16 protein-coding genes are annotated in these 18,607 nt (G+C 69.7%); 11 read left to right on the top strand and 5 right to left on the bottom strand.

What is annotated here, in order from left to right:
* Window positions 1–12 precede the first annotated feature (12 nt).
* From BLU22_RS13065 to BLU22_RS13040, 6 genes are all read left to right on the top strand, one after another.
* Window positions 13–1,203, top strand: coding sequence for an acyl-CoA dehydrogenase family protein (locus tag BLU22_RS13065; protein WP_090215321.1), 1,191 nt, complete (start codon window positions 13–15; stop codon window positions 1,201–1,203).
* A 10-nt stretch (window positions 1,204–1,213) separates the two neighbouring features.
* Window positions 1,214–2,368, top strand: a complete 1,155-nt coding sequence (locus tag BLU22_RS13060; protein ID WP_090215318.1) for an acyl-CoA dehydrogenase family protein — start codon at window positions 1,214–1,216, stop codon at window positions 2,366–2,368.
* Window positions 2,369–2,383: 15 nt separating this feature from the next.
* Complete coding sequence (locus tag BLU22_RS13055; RefSeq protein WP_090215315.1) at window positions 2,384–4,072, top strand: class I adenylate-forming enzyme family protein; 1,689 nt, start codon at window positions 2,384–2,386, stop codon at window positions 4,070–4,072.
* 196 nt (window positions 4,073–4,268) lie between these two features.
* Window positions 4,269–5,645 (top strand): DUF1329 domain-containing protein, encoded by a 1,377-nt coding sequence (locus tag BLU22_RS13050; RefSeq protein WP_173867180.1) that lies wholly within the window; start codon window positions 4,269–4,271, stop codon window positions 5,643–5,645.
* A gap of 90 nt (window positions 5,646–5,735) precedes the next feature.
* Window positions 5,736–6,527, top strand: a complete 792-nt coding sequence (locus tag BLU22_RS13045) for an SDR family NAD(P)-dependent oxidoreductase (RefSeq protein WP_090215309.1) — start codon at window positions 5,736–5,738, stop codon at window positions 6,525–6,527.
* Window positions 6,528–6,660: 133 nt separating this feature from the next.
* Window positions 6,661–8,190: an amidase gene (locus tag BLU22_RS13040; RefSeq protein ID WP_231975306.1), complete on the top strand. Its 1,530-nt coding sequence runs from the start codon at window positions 6,661–6,663 to the stop codon at window positions 8,188–8,190.
* Between the two features lie 218 nt (window positions 8,191–8,408).
* On the opposite strand, the gene BLU22_RS13035 is transcribed toward BLU22_RS13040, so the two are convergent.
* Window positions 8,409–9,008 (bottom strand): FMN-dependent NADH-azoreductase, encoded by a 600-nt coding sequence (locus tag BLU22_RS13035; RefSeq protein ID WP_090215304.1) that lies wholly within the window; start codon window positions 9,006–9,008, stop codon window positions 8,409–8,411.
* 111 nt (window positions 9,009–9,119) lie between these two features.
* On the opposite strand from BLU22_RS13035, the gene BLU22_RS13030 reads away from it, so the two are divergent.
* The gene (locus tag BLU22_RS13030; RefSeq protein WP_090215301.1) at window positions 9,120–10,040 is read left to right on the top strand and encodes a LysR family transcriptional regulator; all 921 of its coding nucleotides are present in this window, start codon (window positions 9,120–9,122) and stop codon (window positions 10,038–10,040) included.
* A 77-nt stretch (window positions 10,041–10,117) separates the two neighbouring features.
* On the opposite strand, the gene BLU22_RS13025 is transcribed toward BLU22_RS13030, so the two are convergent.
* From BLU22_RS13025 to BLU22_RS13010, 4 genes are all read right to left on the bottom strand, one after another.
* Complete coding sequence (locus BLU22_RS13025; RefSeq protein WP_090215299.1) at window positions 10,118–10,555, bottom strand: nuclear transport factor 2 family protein; 438 nt, start codon at window positions 10,553–10,555, stop codon at window positions 10,118–10,120.
* A 177-nt stretch (window positions 10,556–10,732) separates the two neighbouring features.
* Window positions 10,733–12,862, bottom strand: a complete 2,130-nt coding sequence (locus tag BLU22_RS13020; RefSeq protein ID WP_090215296.1) for an FAD-dependent oxidoreductase — start codon at window positions 12,860–12,862, stop codon at window positions 10,733–10,735.
* A gap of 53 nt (window positions 12,863–12,915) precedes the next feature.
* Window positions 12,916–13,746, bottom strand: coding sequence for an alpha/beta fold hydrolase (locus tag BLU22_RS13015; RefSeq protein ID WP_090215294.1), 831 nt, complete (start codon window positions 13,744–13,746; stop codon window positions 12,916–12,918).
* A gap of 13 nt (window positions 13,747–13,759) precedes the next feature.
* On the bottom strand, window positions 13,760–15,100 hold the full coding sequence (locus BLU22_RS13010) for a spinster family MFS transporter (protein ID WP_090215289.1): 1,341 nt from the start codon (window positions 15,098–15,100) through the stop codon (window positions 13,760–13,762).
* Window positions 15,101–15,276: 176 nt separating this feature from the next.
* Between BLU22_RS13010 and BLU22_RS13005 the strand changes: the two genes are divergently transcribed.
* From BLU22_RS13005 to BLU22_RS12990, 4 genes are all read left to right on the top strand, one after another.
* A complete protein-coding gene (locus BLU22_RS13005) occupies window positions 15,277–16,014 on the top strand; it encodes an SDR family NAD(P)-dependent oxidoreductase (protein ID WP_090215287.1) in 738 nt (245 codons plus the stop codon).
* 14 nt (window positions 16,015–16,028) lie between these two features.
* A complete protein-coding gene (locus BLU22_RS13000; RefSeq protein WP_090215285.1) occupies window positions 16,029–16,802 on the top strand; it encodes an SDR family NAD(P)-dependent oxidoreductase in 774 nt (257 codons plus the stop codon).
* A 77-nt stretch (window positions 16,803–16,879) separates the two neighbouring features.
* The gene (locus BLU22_RS12995; RefSeq protein WP_090215283.1) at window positions 16,880–17,512 is read left to right on the top strand and encodes a nuclear transport factor 2 family protein; all 633 of its coding nucleotides are present in this window, start codon (window positions 16,880–16,882) and stop codon (window positions 17,510–17,512) included.
* 10 nt (window positions 17,513–17,522) lie between these two features.
* On the top strand, window positions 17,523–18,596 hold the full coding sequence (locus tag BLU22_RS12990) for an alkene reductase (RefSeq protein ID WP_090215282.1): 1,074 nt from the start codon (window positions 17,523–17,525) through the stop codon (window positions 18,594–18,596).
* Window positions 18,597–18,607: the final 11 nt, after the last annotated feature.

Genomic DNA, 18,607 nt, shown 5'->3' with positions numbered 1-18,607 from the left:
GGACAACAACAGATGAGCGCCATCGACGATTTCCGCCAAGCGACCCGCGCCTGGCTCGAAGCCAACTGCCCGCCCTCGCAGCGCGCCCCGCTGCCCGAGGGCCAACTGGTGTGGGGCGGCAGCCAGGTCGAGTTCCATGACCAAGACCAGCGCTTGTGGTTCGAGCGCATGCGCGACAAGGGCTGGTTCTGCCCGGACTGGCCGGTGGAGTACGGCGGCGGCGGGCTGACGCCGGCCGAGGTGGCGGTGCTGGAAAGCGAGCTGCGCCGCCTCAAGTGCCGGCCGCCGCAGATCAACCTGGGTATCTGGATGCTCGGCCCGGTGCTGCTCGAATACGGCAGCGAACAGCAGAAGCGCGACCTGCTCACGCCCATGGCGCGCGGCGAGATCCGCTGGTGCCAGGGCTTCTCCGAGCCCAATGCCGGCTCCGATCTGGCCAGCCTGAAGACCAGCGCCCGCGACGAGGGCGACCACTTCGTGGTCAACGGCACCAAGATCTGGACCTCCTACGGCGACAAGTCCGACTGGATGTACGCGCTGGTGCGTACCGACCCGAACGCGCCCAAGCACCTGGGCATCAGCCTGATCGTGCTGGACATGCGCTCGCCGGGGGTCAGCGTGGCGCCCATCGACCTGATCAGCGGCAAGTCGGCGTTCTGCCAGGTGTTCTTCGACAACGTCAAGGTGCCCAAGAGCCAGCTGATCGGCCCGCTCAACGGCGGCTGGACCCTGGGCAAGAGCCTGCTGCAGCACGAGCGCAAGGCCATGTCCAATTTCGGCGAGACCAGCCTGCCCAACCACTTCCACCTGCTGCCGCTGGTCGAGCGCTACCTGTCCGAGCCGCGCAGCGCCGCCGACCAGGCCCTGCGCGCCCGCGCCTTGGGCGCGGCGATGGACGAGCACGCCTATGCCCTCACCGTGCAGCGCATGGGCGAGGAGGCGCGCAGCGGCCAGGACGTCTCCGGGCTGATGGCGATCATGAAGCTGGTGCACAGCGAGCAGGAGCGCGACAAGTTCGAGATCCTCCTCGACGCCCTCGGCTACCACGCCCTCGGCTGGGAAGGCGACGCCTTCAGCGGCGAGGAGCTGGCGATCACCAAGGCCTGGCTGAACGGCTTCGCCATGACCATCGCCGGCGGCGCCTCCGAGGTGCAGCTCAACGTCATTGCCAAGCGGGTCCTCGGCCTGCCGGACGCCAAGTGAGGAACACGCCATGAGCCTGATTTTCAACCAAGAGCAACGCCTGCTGGCCGACACCGCGCGCGAGTTCCTCGCCGCGCGCAGCCCGGTGGCCGCGCAGCGCCGCCTACGCGACGAGCGCGCGCCGCTCGGCTTCGACCCCGCCCTGTGGAGCGAGATGGTCGAGCTGGGCTGGAGCGCCATCCCGTTCCCCGAGGACTGCGGCGGCCTGGACTTCGGCTGCCAGAGCCTCGGCCCGCTGTTCGAGCAGATCGGCCGCAACCTTTCCGCCAGTCCGCTGCTGTCCAGCGTGGTGCTGGCCGGCTCGCTGCTGCAGCTGGCCGGTAGTGCCGAGCAGCAAGCGCGCTGGCTGCCGGCGTTGATCGCAGGCGACAAGCGCCTGGCGCTGGCCATCGACGAGAGCGGCCGCCACGACCCGCTGGCCACCGCGCTGCGTGCCGAGCGCACCGAAGGCGGCTGGCGCCTGTCCGGCGCCAAGCTGTTCGTGGTCGACGGCGTCCAGGCCGACGCCTATCTGGTGCTGGCGCGCACAGCCGGCGAGCGCGGCGATGCCCACGGCCTGTCGCTGCTGCTGGTCGAGGCCGGCGCGCCGGGCCTGACGGTCGCCCCGGCGGCGCTGATCGACTCGCGCAACTGCGCGCGCCTGCGGTTCGACGGCGTGACGCTCGGCGCCGAGGCGCTGGTCGGCGAACTCGACAACGGCCTGCCGGCGCTGGAAGCCGCGCTGGATCGCGGCCGCGTGTGCCTGGCCGCCGAGCTGCTCGGCGCCGCCGAGACGCTGTTCGCCACCACCCTCGACTACCTGAAGACCCGCGTGCAGTTCGACCAGCCCATCGGCTCGTTCCAGGCCCTGCAGCACCGCGCCGCGCGCCTGTACGTCGAGCTGGCGCTGGCGCGCAGCGCGGTGATGGCCGGCCTCGCCGCCCTCGACGACGCCAGCCTCGACGCCGCCGAGCGCGCCCGCCTGGCCAGCCTGGCCAAATGGAAGGCCGGGATCGCCGCCGACAAGGTGAGCAACGAGGCGGTGCAGATGCACGGCGGCATTGGCGTCACCGACGAGCTGGACGTCGGCCTGTACCTCAAGCGCATCCGCGTTGCCCAGGCCTGCCTCGGCGACAGCGACTACCACTGCCAGCGCTACGGCGCGCTGAGCGATGCCCAGGCCTGAGCGCGGGAGAGCGACATGACAGTGGAAAACTGGAAAGCCGCCTGGGCGCAACTGATCGCCCCCGGCTCACCCTATGAAGTGGTCACCCCCGTCGACGGTGGCCCGCGCGCGTTCCGCAACGCCGCGCCGGACCTGCTGAGCGCGCTGGATGCCGGGCGCGCCCACGGCGAGCGCGAATTCCTGGTCTGGGAGGAACAGCGGCTGACCTTCGCCGAGTTCTTCGCCCGGGTCGACCGTCTGGCCGCGCAGCTGCGCACCCGCTTCGGTGTGCGCAAGGGCGACCGCGTGGCCATCGCCATGCGCAACCAGCCGGCCTGGCTGGTGGCCTTCGTCGCCGCGGTGGCCAGCGGCGCCATCGTGGTGCCGCTGAACAGCTGGGGCCAGCGCGAAGAGCTGCTGCACGGCCTGGAAGACAGCGGTGCGGCGCTGCTGCTCTGCGACGCGCCGCGCCTGGCGCTGCTCGAACAGGACCTGGAGGCCCTCGACCTGCGCGTCGTCGCCGTCGATGCGCCGCAGCAGAACGCGCGGGTCAGCGACTACGAGCGGCTGCTCGCCGAGCCGGTGGAGTTGCTGCCGCCGCCGGCGTTCGAGCCCGACGACCCGCTGCTGATCCTCTACACCTCCGGCACCACCAGCAAGCCCAAGGGCGTGCTGTCCACCCACCGCGCGGTGTGCCAGGCGCTGGCCGCCTTCGAGTTCCAGGGCGCCTTCGCCGCGATGAGTTCGCCGACCCGCATCCAGGCGATCATGGCCAGCGGCTTCGCGCCGACCACCCTGATGGCGGTGCCGCTGTTCCACGTCAGCGGCTTGCACGCGCAGTTCCTGGTGGCCCTGCGCGGCGGTCGGCGGCTGGTGTTGATGTACAAGTGGGACGCCGAGCGTGCTCTCGACCTGATCGAGCGCGAGCGCTGCACCCAGTTCAACGGCGCGCCGGCGATGATGCAGCAGCTGCTGGCCTCGCCGCGCTTCGCCGGCGAGGCCACCGCCAGCCTGTTCGGCCTGGGGCTGGGCGGCGCGGCGGCCAACCCGGGGCTGCTGGCGCAGCTCACCGGCGTCAAGCCGAACGCCATCGGCGGCGCCGGCTACGGCATGACCGAGAGCAACGGCGTGGCCGCGGCCATCGGCGGCGACCAGTTCGTCTACAAGCCGGCCACGGTCGGCTGGCCGCTGCCCATCGTCGAGGTGCGCATCGGCGACACGCCGGATGCACCGCAGGCGCCGGACCGGGAGGGGCAGATCTGGCTGCGCTCGCCGACCCTGATGAGCCGCTACTGGGGGCAGCCGGCGGCCACCGCCGAGGTGCTGCAGGACGGCTGGCTGGCCACCGGCGATGTCGGCTGCGTGGACGAGGAGGGTTTCCTGCGCATCACCGACCGGCTCAAGGACCTGATCAACCGCGCCGGCGAGAAGGTCGCCGCCGCCGAGGTCGAGGCCTGCGCCAGCGGGCTGGACGGGGTGATCGAGGCGGCCGCCTTCGCCGTGCCGGACGAGCGCATGGGCGAGGCGGTGGCGCTGGTGGCGCGGGTGCGCGAGGGCAGCGGGGTGGACGAGCTGGCGCTGCATGCGCACATCGCCGCCCACCTGGCGGCCTTCAAGGTGCCCGAGCACATCCTGCTGAGTGCTGCCGAGCTGCCGCGCAACGCCTCCGGCAAGCTGCTCAAGAGTGCGTTGCGCGAGGATTTCCTGCGCCGTTTCCTGAACTGAGCCGGGCCTCCCCGCACGCCGCAAGCACCGCGCCTCGTCGAGGCGCCGGTGCTTGCGGCGTTGGCTATCGTGCGGACAAAACCGGCGATAAGGCAGTGATCTTGCCTAGTCCTGACGGACGATGTTGCCAGCCACTCCATTGGGAAACATGGACCCCGGCTCGAAAGCCGGACCACCCCATCGGAGACCAATAAAAATGAACAGAAAAGGTGTTGTGCTGGCCGTGGCGCTGGCGATCAATGCGGGACTGATCGCCAATGCTCACGCCAGGGTAAGCCCCGAGGAAGCCGCCAAGCTCGGCAAGGAACTGACCTGCACCGGCGCCGAGCGGGCCGGCAACGCGGACGGCAGCATCCCCGAATTCACCGGCAAGTACCTGGGCGAGGTGCCCGGCTGGAACCACGTGCGCTTCTCCGGCCAGAAGCCGGTCGACCCCTACGCCGACGAGAAGCCGGTGGCGGTGATCACTGCGCAGAACATGGCCCAGTACGCCGAGCGCCTGAGCGAAGGGCAGAAGGCGCTGCTCAAGCGCTATCCCGAGACCTACAAGATCAACGTCTACCCCGGCCATCGCGACTTCCGCTATCCCGACTATGTCTGCGACCGCGCCCGGCAGAATGCGCTGACCGCCGAGCTGGAGAACGACGGCATGGGCGTCAAGGGCCTCGGCCAGGTGCCGTTCCCGATTCCGAAGAACGCCATGGAAGTGCTGTGGAACCACCAGCTGCCGGTGCGCGCCTTCACCGAGGACAACATCCGCGACATCGCCAGCGTGCTGCCCAACGGCAAGATCGCCTGGGGCCGCACCTGGCAGCGCAACCTGTCCCAGGCCAACGATCCCACGGTCGAGCCGGTCACCGAGAGCGGCATGCAGGCGATGAGCTGGAACACCACCCTTTCGCCGCAGCGCGAGAAGGGCACGATGAACATCGCCCACGAGCCGTACAACTTCGTCACCAGCAGCCGCCAGGCCTGGACCTACAACCCGGGCACCCGGCGCGTGCGGCAGATGCCCGGCTACGGCTACGACCAGCCGATGATCGGCACCAACGGCACGATGATCATCGACGAAGACCGCCTGTTCAACGGCTCGCCCGACCGCTACCAGTGGAAGCTGCTGGGCAAGCGCGAGATGTACATCCCGGCCAACACCTTCAAGGCCAACAGCGGCGAGATCAAATACGCCGACATCCTCACCCCCAACCATCCCAACCCCGACGTGATGCGCCACGAGCTGCGCCGGGTCTGGGTGCTGGAGGCGACCCTCAAGGAAGGCTTCCGTCACCTGTACAGCAAGCGCGTGCTGTTCATCGACGAGGACACCTGGAACGCGGTGATGGCCGACAACTACGACGCCCGCGGCGAGCTGTGGAAGTTCGCCTTCATCAACTACTACTACCACCCGGACATGAGCGCCTGGCAGGCGGGCTCGTCCTTCTACCACGACCTCAACTCCGGACAGTACGTCGGCTACAGCATGACCAACGAGTCCAAGCGCGGGCCGATTCTCAACGAGGGCAAGTACGTCCCGACCATGTACACGGCTGACGCCATCCGCGCCCAGGGGCGCTGAGTTCGAGGCGGACACAGGGTTGTTCTGTTCGGCCGCTCCCCTCCGGGGTGAGCGGCCGTTTTTTCGTGGCAGACCACGCAGGAGAGGGCAATGGGCAAGCTGCAGAACAGGGTCGCCATCGTCACCGGCGCCGGCATGGGCATCGGTCGCGGCATCGCCGGGGCGCTGGCCCGCGAGGGCGCGCGGGTAATGGTGGCGGAAATCGACGAGCAGGCCGGCGAGGCAACCGTGGCCTGGCTGCGCGACAGCTGGGGCGTCGACGCCGTCTTCCAGCGCGTCGACGTGACCGCCAAGGCACAGGTGCAGGCCATGGTGGCCGCCGCCGTCGCGCATTTCGGCCAGCTGGACATCCTGGTCAACAACGCCTGGCGCGGCTCGGGTTTCGCGCGCCTGGAGCAACTGAGCGACGAGCGCCTGCGCGCGTCCTTCGACATGGCGGTGATGGCCGCCTTCTGGGCCATGCAGGCGGCCCTGCCGGAATTCCGCAAGCGCGGCGGCGGGCGGGTGATCAACCTGTGCTCGCTCAACGGCGTCAACGCCCACCTGTACACCGCCGACTACAACGCCGCCAAGGAAGCGCTGCGCACCCTGACCCGCAGCGCCGCGCGCGAATGGGCCGGCGAGGGCGTCTGCTGCAACGTGATCTGTCCCGGCGCGGTCAGCGAGGCCTACCGCAAGTTCGCCGCCGCCAGCCCGGACAACGCCAGCGCCATCGCCGCCGCCAACCCGATGGGGCGGGTCGGCGACCCGCTCGACGACATCGGCCCGGTCGCGGTCTTCCTGGCCAGCGACGCTGCCCGCTACCTGACCGGCAACACCCTGTTCGTCGACGGCGGCGCGCACATCAACGGCGTGGCCTGGGCGCCGCGCCTGGCGGACTGAACGCTACCCTGCGGCAAAAAAGAACTAAAGATAACGAACAGAGGCGATAACCATGGAAAATGACGCTGACATGCAGGGGCAGGCAGCGAGTGCGGCGTGGGACGGCGGGCAGGGCATTGCGACGTCGTCGCCGATGCACTGGCAGCGCCGGCAACTGCTCAAGGCCGGCGCGCTGCTGGCCGGCGCCAGCCTGCTGCCGCGCTTCGGCTTCGCCGCCGGCGGGCTTGCGCAAAGCGAGTATCTCGACCTCGACGCCACCGCCATGGCCGAGCAGGTACGCCGCGGCGCGATCAGCCCGGAGGAGCTGCTGGCCGCCGCGCTGGCGCGCTGCGATACGCTCAACCCGCAGGTCAACGCCGTGGTGATGCGCCACGACGACTACGCCCGGCGCCTGCTGGCCGCCCGCAAGCGCCAGGGACTGGCCCGTACGGGCGCGCTGGCCGGCGTGCCCTTCCTGCTCAAGGACCTCAACACCCCCCTGGCCGGCACCACGACCAGCAACGGCTCGCGCTTCTTCAGGGACGCGCCCGCAGCGCAGCACACCAGTACCCTGGCCGCGCGCTACGAGGCCGCCGGCGCGCTGATCTTCGGCAAGACCGCGGTGCCCGAGTTCGGCCTGACCACCACCACCGAGTCGCTGCTCTGGGGCCAGACCCGCAACCCCTGGAACCTGGCGCACAGCGCCGGCGGCTCCTCGGGCGGCGCGGCGGCGGCGGTGGCTGCCGGCATCGTCCCGGCCGCCCACGCCACCGACGGCGGCGGCTCGATCCGCATCCCGGCCTCCTACTGCGGCCTGTTCGGCATGAAGCCCAGCCGCTACCGCACCCCCAGCGGCCCCGGCCGCTTCGAGAGCTGGTTCGGCGCCAGCGCCGCCCATGTGGTGTCGCGCAGCGTGCGCGACTCGGCGCTGCTGCTCGACGTCGGCCAGGGCCACGAGCCGGGCAGCCCCTACTGGCTGCCGCCGCTGGAGCGCCCCTTCGTCGACGAGGTCGGCCGCGAGCCCGGCAAGCTGCGCGTGGCGCTGCTCGACCAGTCGCTGACCGGTTTGGCCCTCGATGCCGACATCCGCCGGGTGCTCGACGACACGGTCAAGCTGCTGCTGTCCCTCGGCCATGAGGTCGAGCAGATCGCACAGCCGGTGCAGCCCCAGCAGGTATTCGCCGCCCACGGCGCGGTCACCGGCACGGCGCTGCTGAGCGCGATCCGCGACCGCGAGCAGCGGCTCGGCCGCAGCGCCGGCGCCGACGACCTCGAACAGGTCACCCGCACGGTGCTCGAACGCGCCCAGGGCGTCAGCGGCGAAGCGTTGTACCGCGCCCGGCAATCGTTCGAGGCCGTCAGCCTGGCGATGGAAGCGCAGTTCGAGCGCTTCGACGTGATCCTTTCGCCGGTCACCGCCACCCTGACCCCGGAACTGGGCAAGCTGCGCCTCAGCCAGCCCTGGGAGGACTACGCCAGCGCCGCCACCGGCAGCGCCGCGTTCACCGTGGTCGCCAACGTCAGCGGCCAGCCGGCCATGTCGCTACCTTCCGGCTGGAGCGAGAGCGGCCTGCCGATCGGCATGATGTTCACCGCGCGCCTGGGCGGCGAGGGCGTGCTGTATCGCCTGGCCGGCCAGCTCGAACGCGAGCGGCCGTGGCAGGGGCGCAGGGCTGCCATCTGAAGCGCTGAACGAGACATGCACAAACGACACGGGCCGGTGTCCTGAGAGGGGACACCGGCCCGTGTCGTTATGGCCTGCGGTTTCGCCTTGCGCACAGCCCAGGATGATCCCGGCACCTATCCTCGCATCGGCAGGCCACTTGCGTTTGGCAATGCGGCGTAGCAACTCGGCTCGTTTGGATTCAGAACGCGTGATTGGTGTGACGGGGCGACCCGCACTCAGGCGGTCAGTCTGACGATTTGTGCGTGGGCGTCGGCCAGTCCTTTCGCTGCACCGTGAGGCTTCGAGTCCAGCCCTTCGGCATAGATGAAGTCCACCTCAGTAATGCCGATCAGGCCTAGCACGGCCCGCAGGTAAGGCGTGACCGCATCGCTGGGCTGGCCGACATGCACGCCACCGCGGGAGCTGAAGACCACTGCGCTCACGCCTTCGACCAGACCTACCGGATGGGTTTCGGTATACCGGAAGGTAACGCGGGCACGAGCTACCAGATCGAACCAGTTCTTCAGCTGCGTCGGCACGTTCAGGTTGTACATGGGCGCACCGATCAGTAGCACATCGCTTGCCTGGAGTTCGGCGATCAATTGATCGGACAGGGCCACCACGCGCTGGGCACGTTCGCTCAGATCCTCGGCGCCCCTCAGTGCCTGGAATAGCTCGTGGTCGAGAACCGGGAGATCGAGGCTGGTCAAGTCGCGCACCACCACCTCATCGGCGCCCCCCCTGGCTCTGCGTTGGGCCAGAAAACTGTCGATGAGTGCGTTGGTCTGGGAGTTGCTGCCCATGATGCTGGACTTGAGGACGAGAACCTGGCTCATGAATGCGCTCCTGGTGAATCTGTCGTTTGAATGCGTAAAGCCTACCATCGCCACTTTTTCCCAAGTGGCGATAGTATTTCCTATGATTGGTTCCTATTTGGATACAGAGTCATGCGAGATACCCTGAACGGCATCGAGATTTTTGTCGCGGTCGCGGAGTCCGGCAGCTTCGCCGAGGCGGCCGCCAGTCTGCACATCACCCGCTCCGCTGTAGGCAAGAGAGTCGCTCGTCTGGAGCAACGCCTGGGGGTACTACTGTTTCATCGCACCACGCGGAGCCTGAGCCTCACCGAAGAGGGGGGCCTGTTCCTCGAGCACTGCCTGCGGGCGATCGAGGAAATTCGTGCGGGAGAAGCGCTGCTGGAAAGCGGCAAATGGCAGGTGACCGGCCGCCTGCGGGTTTCCATGCCGGTGCTCTTCGGGCATCTGTGCATAGCGCCAATCCTGATCGAACTGGCGGAGCAGCATCCGGGGCTGACCCTGGAGATGTCCTTCAGCGACCGCATGGTGGACCTGGTCGAGGAAGGCTTCGACCTGGCTATCCGCAATGGCGCCTTGCCCGACACCCGCGACCTGGTGGCCCGTTGGTTGGGCGAGCACGGTATGGCGTTCTGCGCTTCGCCTGCCTACCTGCAGCGCCACGGGCTGCCGAAAAGCATCGAGGAGCTGCATCAGCACGATGCGGTGGCGTATATGCGCCAAGGCCGGTTGCTCGACTGGCAGGTACGAGTCAACGGCCAGCTGCAGTCGATCAAGCCCAAGGCCCGCCTGCTGATGGACGACCTCCGTGCCGTGGTCGACGCCACGCTTGCCGATCACGGCATCGCCTGGTTGCCCTACTGGCTGGCTCGCGAGTACCTGTTGCGCGGCGAGTTGCAGGAAGTGCTGTCCGCGCAACCAAGCGTGACCTTCCCGATCAACGCCCTGTGGCCACATACCCCCCACCTGCCGTTGAAAACACGGGTCGCTGTGGATGCCCTGCTGGAAAAGCTCCCCGCGCGCATTGCGGTGGTGGAGGCGCGGCCGGCGTGAGGTTGGGGGGGGCGAGCAATGGATGAAGCATCCGGGTGGGCGAGGGAGAGCCTTCCCGGTCGCTTTAGCCCCGTTGTTCAGTGCTTCACCGTGGTCAGATGCCAGCTCATATCCCCCACCAGATCCAGCCGATATTCCCGCGCGGTGAAACACCACTGCCCGTCGATGCACGCGAAGCGATCCAGATAGCGGCCGCTGGCGATAGCCTGCAGCGGCAGCTGCTCGGTGGCCTGGAACACCGTGTAGCAGGAGCGGGCAGTCGCCGTGCCGGTGGCCTCGTCGATGTCGACGATGGGGTTGGATATCAGGTGACGGGTACGCGGGGTGCCGCAGGGATAGAGAACGATGATCCGTTGCCACAGGGCGAGTAGGCCGGCATGGTCCAGTGTGCCGTTGCCGCCGGCCTCGATGCGCGCGTGGCGGAACAGTGCGGCGGCCTCGTCGAGGTGCCCGGCGTCGATGGCTTCGGCGTAGCGGTGGAGCAGATTGTGGATGGCGCGGGTTGCGTCGCTCATTGGCAGGTTTCCTGGGCAGGGCAAGCGCATGCAGCCGATTTCCCGGCTTGTAGGGGCGAATTTATTCGCCAAAACACCCCGGCAAGGCGAATGAATTCGCCCCTACAGGGGGTTGAGCACTCATGCGATTGGGGAAGTGAAGCGGACGCTGCGGGCGAACCCGCAGCGTCCGCTGGCTCAGACCGCGCAGCCGGCGCGCAGGCCCGAGGCCATGGCGCCTTCGATGTAGCCGATCTGCTCACAGTCACCGATGCTGCTGACGGGCAGGCCGGCGGCGGCCAGCTCGCGGGCCAGGCTGTCGTCCGGTTCGGCACCGATGGCCAGGACCACCGAGTCGGCCGCAACTTCCACGGTGACGCCCTCGGCGCTGACATAGCTGACCTTGTTGCGGCCGATGGACTGGACCTCGACGCCGGTGAGCAGTTGCGCCTGGTGCTCCTGCAAGCCGTGCAGCACCCGCCAGCGGCGCACGATGGCCAGCTCGCGGCCGAGGCTCGGCCCGCTTTCCAGCACGCAGACCTCGCGACCGCGCTCGATGAGGAACTCGGCCAGCTCCAGGCCGACCAGGCCGCCGCCGACGATGACCACGCGCTTGCCCAGCGGCATCCACACGTGGGACAGCTTCTGCATGGCGGCGGTCGAGTCGGTGACGCCGACCAGGCTGCCGGCCTTCATCATCGCCCGCTGGGTCAGCGACAGCTTGCGCTTGGCGATCTCCTCGGCGCGGTCGCCGGTGAGCAGGCGGCGCAGCTCGTCGCCGCTCCACACGTGATCCTGCTCGGCGCCGGGAATGGCCGGCGCGGCGCGCCGTGCGCCGGTGGCGACCAGCACCGTGTCGGCGCCCAGCTCGCGCAGCAGCTGCGGGGTGGCCTCGCTGTTGTAGCGCACCTCGATCGGCAGGTTGCGTACCTGCTCGACCAGATGATCGAGCAGGCGGCCGTTCTCGGCGTAGGCGAGGGCGGCGAAGAACAGCGTGCCGCCCAGGCGGTCGCTGCGCTCCAGCAGGGTGACGCGGTGACCGCGCAGCGCGGCGACCCGCGCCGCCTCCATGCCGGCCGGGCCGCCGCCGACCACCACCACATGGCGCGGCGTGGCCGCCGGGGCGATGACCAGCTCGGCCTCGTGGCCGGTGCGCGGGTTGACCGCACATTTGACCCGCTGGTTGATGAATATCTGGCTGACGCAGGCATAGCAGTAGATGCACGGGCGCAAGTCCTGCGGGCGGCCGGCGATCAGCTTGTTGGGCAGCTCCGGGTCGGCCAGCAGCTTGCGACCCATGGCGACGAAGTCGCAGCGCCCCTGGGCGATGGACTGGTCGCCGGCTTCCGGCTCGACGCGGCCGACGGCGATCACCGGAATGTCGATTTCCTTGCGGATCGCCGCCGCCCACTCCAGGTAGCCGCCCGGCTGGTGCACCAGCGGCGCCTCGGTGAAGGCCACGCCCTCGGTGACCGCGGCGTAGGCCGACACGCTGACCGCGTCGGCGCCGGCGCCTTCGGCCATCACCGCCACCGTCTTGGCGTCCTCCAGGGTGATGCCGCCGGGGGTGCGCAGCTCGTAGGCGTCCAGGCGCAGCCACACCGGGAAGTCGGCGCCGACCCGTGCGCGCACCGCGGCGAGCACCTCCAGCAGCAGGCGCGCGCGGTTCTCCAGCGGGCCGCCGTATTCGTCGTCGCGCTGGTTGTAATAGGCGGAGAGGAAGCCGGCGATGATGTAGTTGTGCGCGGCGTGGATCTCCACGCCGTCGAAGCCGGCGCGCTGGGCGCGCTCGGCGGCGGCGGCGAACCACTCGACCATCTGCGCGATGTCGGCCTGGTCCATCACGCGGATCGCGGCGCCGCCCTCGCGGCGCTTGCTGGAGCTGACGAAGGTGCTCAGCTCCTCGCGGGTCAGCGCCGCCATCATGTTGGTGTTGACTGCCGGCGGGATCGACGGCACCCAGATCGGCCGGCCCTCGGCCATGTCGCGCACCGCGACCTTGCCGGCGTGCTGCAGCTGCATGGCGATCTTGGCGCCGTGCTTGTGCACGCGAGCGGTCAGGGCGGACAGGCCGGGCAGGAAGTCGTCGCTGGAGACGCCGACCTGGTAGGGCTCGGCGGTGCCGGCCGGGTAGGCGATGGAGCATACGCCCATGATCAGCAGGCCCGCGCCACCGGCGGCGCGCGCCTCGTAGTAGGCCTGGATGCGTTCGCCGCAGTGGCCGTCGGCCTCGGCGAAGTTGGAGCCCATCGGCGCCATGACGATGCGGTTGCGCAGTTCGAGCTGGCCGATGCGGCCGGGGGCGAGCAGGTGGGGATAGTGGGTCATCGAAGGATCGTCCCTAGCTGGCCGGAGCGACGCCGCCGCCCCGGCGCGATTGTTCAGGCTTCGCCGAGGAAGTCGAGGCAGGTGCGGTTGAACAGTTCGGTGTGCTCGACCTGCACCCAGTGGCCGCAGCGGTTGAGCAGCAGGCAGCGCGCCTGCGGGGCGTTGTCCAGCAGCTTGAGCGCGCCGCCGACCGGGTTGAAGCGGTCGACGGTGCCCCAGAAGGCCAGCACCGGGCAGGTCAGCTCGCCGAGGCGTTCGGTCATGTTGGCCACGCGCATGCCGGCGAACAGGCTGCGCGGCTGGGTGGCGGCCACCGCGGCGCGTTCAGCCAGCAGGGTATCGTCGAGCAGGCTCGGGTCGAACAGCTGCAGGGTCATCACCTGGCGCATTTCCTCGACGCCCATCGGCCCTGCGCTGTAGACCTCGACCATGCGCTGGATGCCTTCCATCTGGAAGTAGGTTTCGCGCTCTTCGAGGCCGCCCGGGGCCATCAGGATCAGCTTCTCGACGGTGGCCGGGTGGGCCAGCGCCTGGCCGAGGGCGATGGCGCCGCCCAGCGAGTTGCCGACCAGGGTGCAGCGCTCGATGCCGACGGTGCTCAGGAAGGCGTTCAGCGCGGCGACGAAGAATTCCAGGCAGTACTCGGTGTCCTCGGGCTTGTCCGAGCGGCCGAAGCCGGGCAGGTCGAGGACGATGTTGCGGTAGCCGGCGGCGGCGAACAGCGGGTAGTTGCCCTTGAAGTTGCTGTAGCCGCTGGCGCCGGGGCCGCTGCCGTGCAGCCAGAGCACCACCGGTCCCTGGCCCTCGTCGAGGTAGTGCAGGCGCAGGCCTTCGGGCAGGGTGGCGAAGTGGCCGAGGGGCAGCGGAAGGTCTTGTGCGGACATGGCGATCTCCTGATCAGGCGGTAGCGGTGGTGGCGCCGTGGACAGCGCTGGAAGGCGAGGGCTGGCCGAGCAGCTGGCGGCGGTAGCGCGGCAGGGCGATGGCGAGGAACAGCGCGGCGAGCACCAGCAGCGACATCGAGGCGGCCAGCGAGTAGCGCAGCGCCTCGCTGCCGGCGATGGGGGTGAAGTAGTCGCTGAGCATGCCGGTGACCAGCGGGCCGAGGCCGACGCCGAGCAGGGTCATGCCCATCACGAAGATCGCGGTGGCCTGGGCCAGGCGGGTGGCCGGGAACAGGTGGCTGATCGCGCCCAGGCAGGGCGTCGCCCACCAGGTGCCGAAGAAGCCGAACGGGATGTAGAACAGGAAGGCCAGCGGCACGGCGATGCCGAAGGCCTCGAAAGCCACGCCCTGCGGCCAGAGGAAGCAGGCCAGGCCGAAGGGGATGCTGAGCAGGGTGCCGAGCAGCGGCACGCCGATCTGCCAGCCGGCATCGCGGCGCACCATGCGGTCGGTGAGCCAGCCGCAGGTGACCGTGCCGATGGCCGAGCAGGTGCCGCCGACCACGCCGACCAGAATGCCGGCCTCCTGCAGCGACAGACCGTGGGAGCGGATCAGGAAGCTCGGCGCCCAGGTGCCGATGGCATAGCCGGCGATGGCGGCGGCCGAACCGGTCAGCACGATCCACAGGAAGCCCGGAGTCTGCAGCAGCAGGCCGAGGGTCTGCAGCCAGCTTTCCTGCGCGGTGCCGGCCGGCGCGATGGCTGGCGCCGCCGGTTTGGGGGCGCGCACCGTGGCCCACAGCAGCAGGCCGAGGAAGATGCCCGGCGCGCCGATCACCACGAAGGCGGTGCGCCAGCCGTAATGCTGGGCCACCCAGCCGCCGAGGCCAAGGCCGAAGATCGCGCCGAGGCTGGAGCCGAGCATCAGCACCGACAGGGCGGTGGAGCGGCGCCGTGGCGGGTAGAGGTCGGACACCATCGCCATCGACGGTGCGGTGCCGCCGGCCTCGCCGATGGCCACGCCGATGCGCGCCAGCACCAGGAACAGGAAGCTGCCGGCCAGGCCGCAGAGCATGGTCATGGCGCTCCAGGCGATGCACGACAGGGCGATCACCGGCTTGCGGCCGATGCGGTCGGAGAGCCGGCCGAGCGGGAAGCCGAACAGGGTGTAGAACACCGCGAAGGTCAGCCCGGAGAGCAGGCCGACCTGGGTGTCGGAGATGCCGAACTCGGCCTTCACCGGCTCGATGAGGATCGCCATCAGCTGCCGGTCGATGTAGTTGAACACGTAGATGATCGTCAGCACGCCGAGGGCGTAATGGGTTCGCCAGGTGACACGCGCAGGTGGGTTCACGGGCAGTTCCTCTTGTTGTTGTTCTGCGAAGGATGAGCGCGATGCTCCGCCTTGCCCCGGTCATGGGCATCGTCTTATCGGACGATGTTGATCCGTGGTGCGCCGCCAATCATGAGCCCCGTGGTCGCCGCGGGAGTTCCCCGCCGCGACGGAATTTCGCTTGCGGGAGAACGCACATGAAGCTGGTGAACAAGGTGGCCTTCGTCACCGGAGCAGGGCAGGGCATGGGGCGGGCGATGGTGCGCCGCTTCGCCGAGGAGGGCGCCGTTGTGGTAGCGGCGGACATCAATCTGGACGCCGCGCGCGAGAGCATCGAAGGGCTGGCCGGCGGCAGTGCCCTGGCACTGGCCTGCAACGTCGCCGACGGCGCCACGGTGGCCGCGGCCATGGCCACCGTGGTCGAGCGCTTCGGCCGCCTCGACGTGCTGGTCAACAACGCCGGCGTCGGTTCGGTCGACGCCTTCCTCGACACCCCCGACGAGCACTGGCAGCGGGTCATCGGCGTCAACCTCACCGGCGTGTTCCTGTGCAGCCGCGAGGCCGCGCGCCTGATGCACCAGAGCGGCCAGGGCGGGGTGATCGTCAACCTGTCGAGCACCGCCGCTCTCTCCGGCGAGGGGCCGAGTCATTACTGCGCCTCCAAGGCCGGGGTGATGGGCCTGACCCGCAGCCTGGCCCGCGAGTTGGCCGCCAGCCAGATTCGCGTCAACACCATCGTCCCCGGCCCGACCAACACCCCGATGATGGCCGGCATTCCCGACGACTGGATGCAGAGCATGGTCAAGGCCATCCCGCTCGGCCGCATGTGCGAGCCGTCCGAGATCGCCGCCGTGGCGGCCTTCCTGGCCAGCGACGACGCCAGCTTCATCACCGGCCAGAACATCGCCGTCAACGGCGGCATGGCCTTCATCTGAGAGGGAGAGCAACGATGACAGCACGTCTGCAGAACAAGGTCGCCTTCATCACCGGCGGCAGCTCGGGGATCGGCGAGGCCACCGCCCACCGCTTCGCCGAGGAAGGCGCCACCGTGGTCATCTGCGGCCGCCGCGCCGAGCCGCTGGAGGCGGTGGTCGCGGCGATCCGCGACAAGGGCGGCAATGCCGAATGCGTGGTCGCCGACGTCAGCGACGAGCAGGCCTTCGTCGCCGCCATCGAGGCCGCCGCGCAGCGTCACGGCCGCCTCGACATCCTGGTCAACAACGCCATGGCCTACAGCTGGGGCGCCATCACCGCCACCGAGACCGACACCTGGCACGGCAACTTCGCCACCACCGTCGACGGCACCTTCTGGGGCACCCGCACCGCGATGCGCATCATGCAGCAGCAGGGCGGCGGCGCCATCGTCAACCTGGCGTCGATCTGCGGCCTGTTCGGTACCGCCTGGATGGCCGGCTACTCGGCGGCCAAGGCCGCGGTGATCAACTTCAGCCGCGCCGCCGCCTCCGAGGGCGCCGCCGCCAAGATTCGCTGCAACGTGGTGATCCCCGGCGTGGTCGCCACCCCGGCCACCGCCGGCATGCTCGCCGACGACAAGGCGCGCGCCAACACCGAGAAGATGATCCCGCTGCGCCGGGTCGGCGAGCCGGTGGAGCTGGCCAACGCCATCCTGTTCCTCGCCTCCGACGAAGCCTCCTACGTCACCGGCGCCTGCCTGACCGTGGACGGCGGGCGCAGCTCCGACCTCTACACCGTGCTCGACTGACGCCGCGCGCCCACACCCCGCGCGTGGCGTCGAGCGCCGCCCGCGGGGCCGAACCACCCGCAGCAAGGGCAATCCGAATGGACAACAACAATAGCCTCGCCGCGCGCCTGGACCGCCTCGAATCCATCGAGGAAATCCGCCAGCTGGCCGGCAAGTATTCGCTGTCGCTGGACATGCGCGACCTCGACGCCCACGTCAACCTGTTCGCCCCGGACATCCGCGTCGGCCGCGACAAGGTCGGCCGCGCCCACCTCAAGAACTGGCTCGACGACACCCTGCGCAACCAGTTCGACGGCACCTCGCACCACCTCGGCCAGCACATCATCGAGTTCGTCGACGCCGACCATGCCACCGGCGTGGTGTATTCGAAGAACGAGCACGAGACCGGCCCGGAGTGGGTGATCATGCAGATGCTCTACTGGGACGACTACGAGCGCATCGACGGGCGCTGGTACTTCCGCCGCCGCTTGCCCTGCTACTGGTACGCCACCGACCTGAACAAGCCGCCGATCGGCCAGCGCAAGATGCGCTGGCCCGGCCGCGAGCCCTATCACGGCACTTTCCACGACCTGTTCCCCTCCTGGAACGAGTTCTGGGCCGCGCGCCCGGACAAGGAAAGCCTGCCCGAAGTCGCCGCGCCGGCGCCGCTGGAAGGCTTCCTCGCCACCCTGCGCCGCGGTGCCGGCGCGCCGAAGATCCGCGTGCGCTGAGGAGACGACCATGAATCCGTTGTTCCAACCCCTGCGTCTGGGCGATATCGAACTGGCCAACCGCGTGGTGATGGCGCCGATGACCCGCAGCCGCGCCGGCGCCGACGGCATGCCGACCCTCGACATGGTCGAGTACTACGCCCAGCGCGCCAGCGCCGGCCTGATCGTCGCCGAAGGCACCGCGCCCTCGGCCGCCGGCCTCGGCTACTGCCGCACCCCGGGCATCTACAACGCCGCGCAGATCGCCGCCTGGCGCGGCGTCACCGAGGCGGTGCATGCCGCCGGCGGGCGCATCGTCCTGCAGCTGATGCACGTCGGCCGGGTCGCCAGCCACCACAACAAGCCGGCCGGCGCGCCGACCGTGGCGCCCTCGGCGCTGCGCGCGCGCACCCAGCTGTACAGCGACGCCGCCGGCATGGTCGACACCGACGAGCCGGTGGCGCTGAGCACCGCGCAGGTCCGCGAGGTGATCGCCGAGTTCGCCCAGGCCGCGCGCAACGCCCGCGCCGCCGGCTTCGACGGCGTCGAGCTGCACTGCACCAGCGGCTACCTGCCGATGCAGTTCATGGCCGAGGGCAGCAATAAGCGCAGCGACGAGTACGGCGGCAGCCTGGAAAACCGCGTGCGCTTCCCCGCCGAGGTGCTTGCCGCCATGGCCGAGGCCATCGGCCCGGGCCGCGTCGGCCTGCGCATCTGCCCCGGCAACCCCTACAACGACAGCGAGGACAGCGCCCCGGCCGCCACCGCCGCGGCGCTGCTCGACGCCATCGCCCCGCTGGGACTGGCCTTCCTGCACGTGATGCGCGCGCCGGTGCCGGGGCTGGACGCCTTCGCCCTGGCCCGCGAGCACTTCCCCGGCGCACTGATCCTCAACGACGGCTTCGACGGCCACAGCGCGGCCCGCGCCATCGAGAGCGGGCAGGGCGAGGCGGTGTCCTTCGCCCGCCACTACATCGGCAACCCGGACCTGGCCGAGCGCCTGCGGGTCAACGCGCCGCTGGCCGGCTTCGACCGCGGCTCGCTGTACACGCCGGGGCCGCGCGGCTACCTCGACTACCCGCGCTGGCCGGTGCCGGCGAGCTGAGCCCGGCGAAC

It is taken from the genome of Pseudomonas guangdongensis, from assembly GCF_900105885.1.
Taxonomy (GTDB): domain Bacteria; phylum Pseudomonadota; class Gammaproteobacteria; order Pseudomonadales; family Pseudomonadaceae; genus Geopseudomonas; species Geopseudomonas guangdongensis.
Note: the sequence above shows the minus strand (reverse complement) of the source record. Positions and strands in the feature narration are given on the sequence as shown.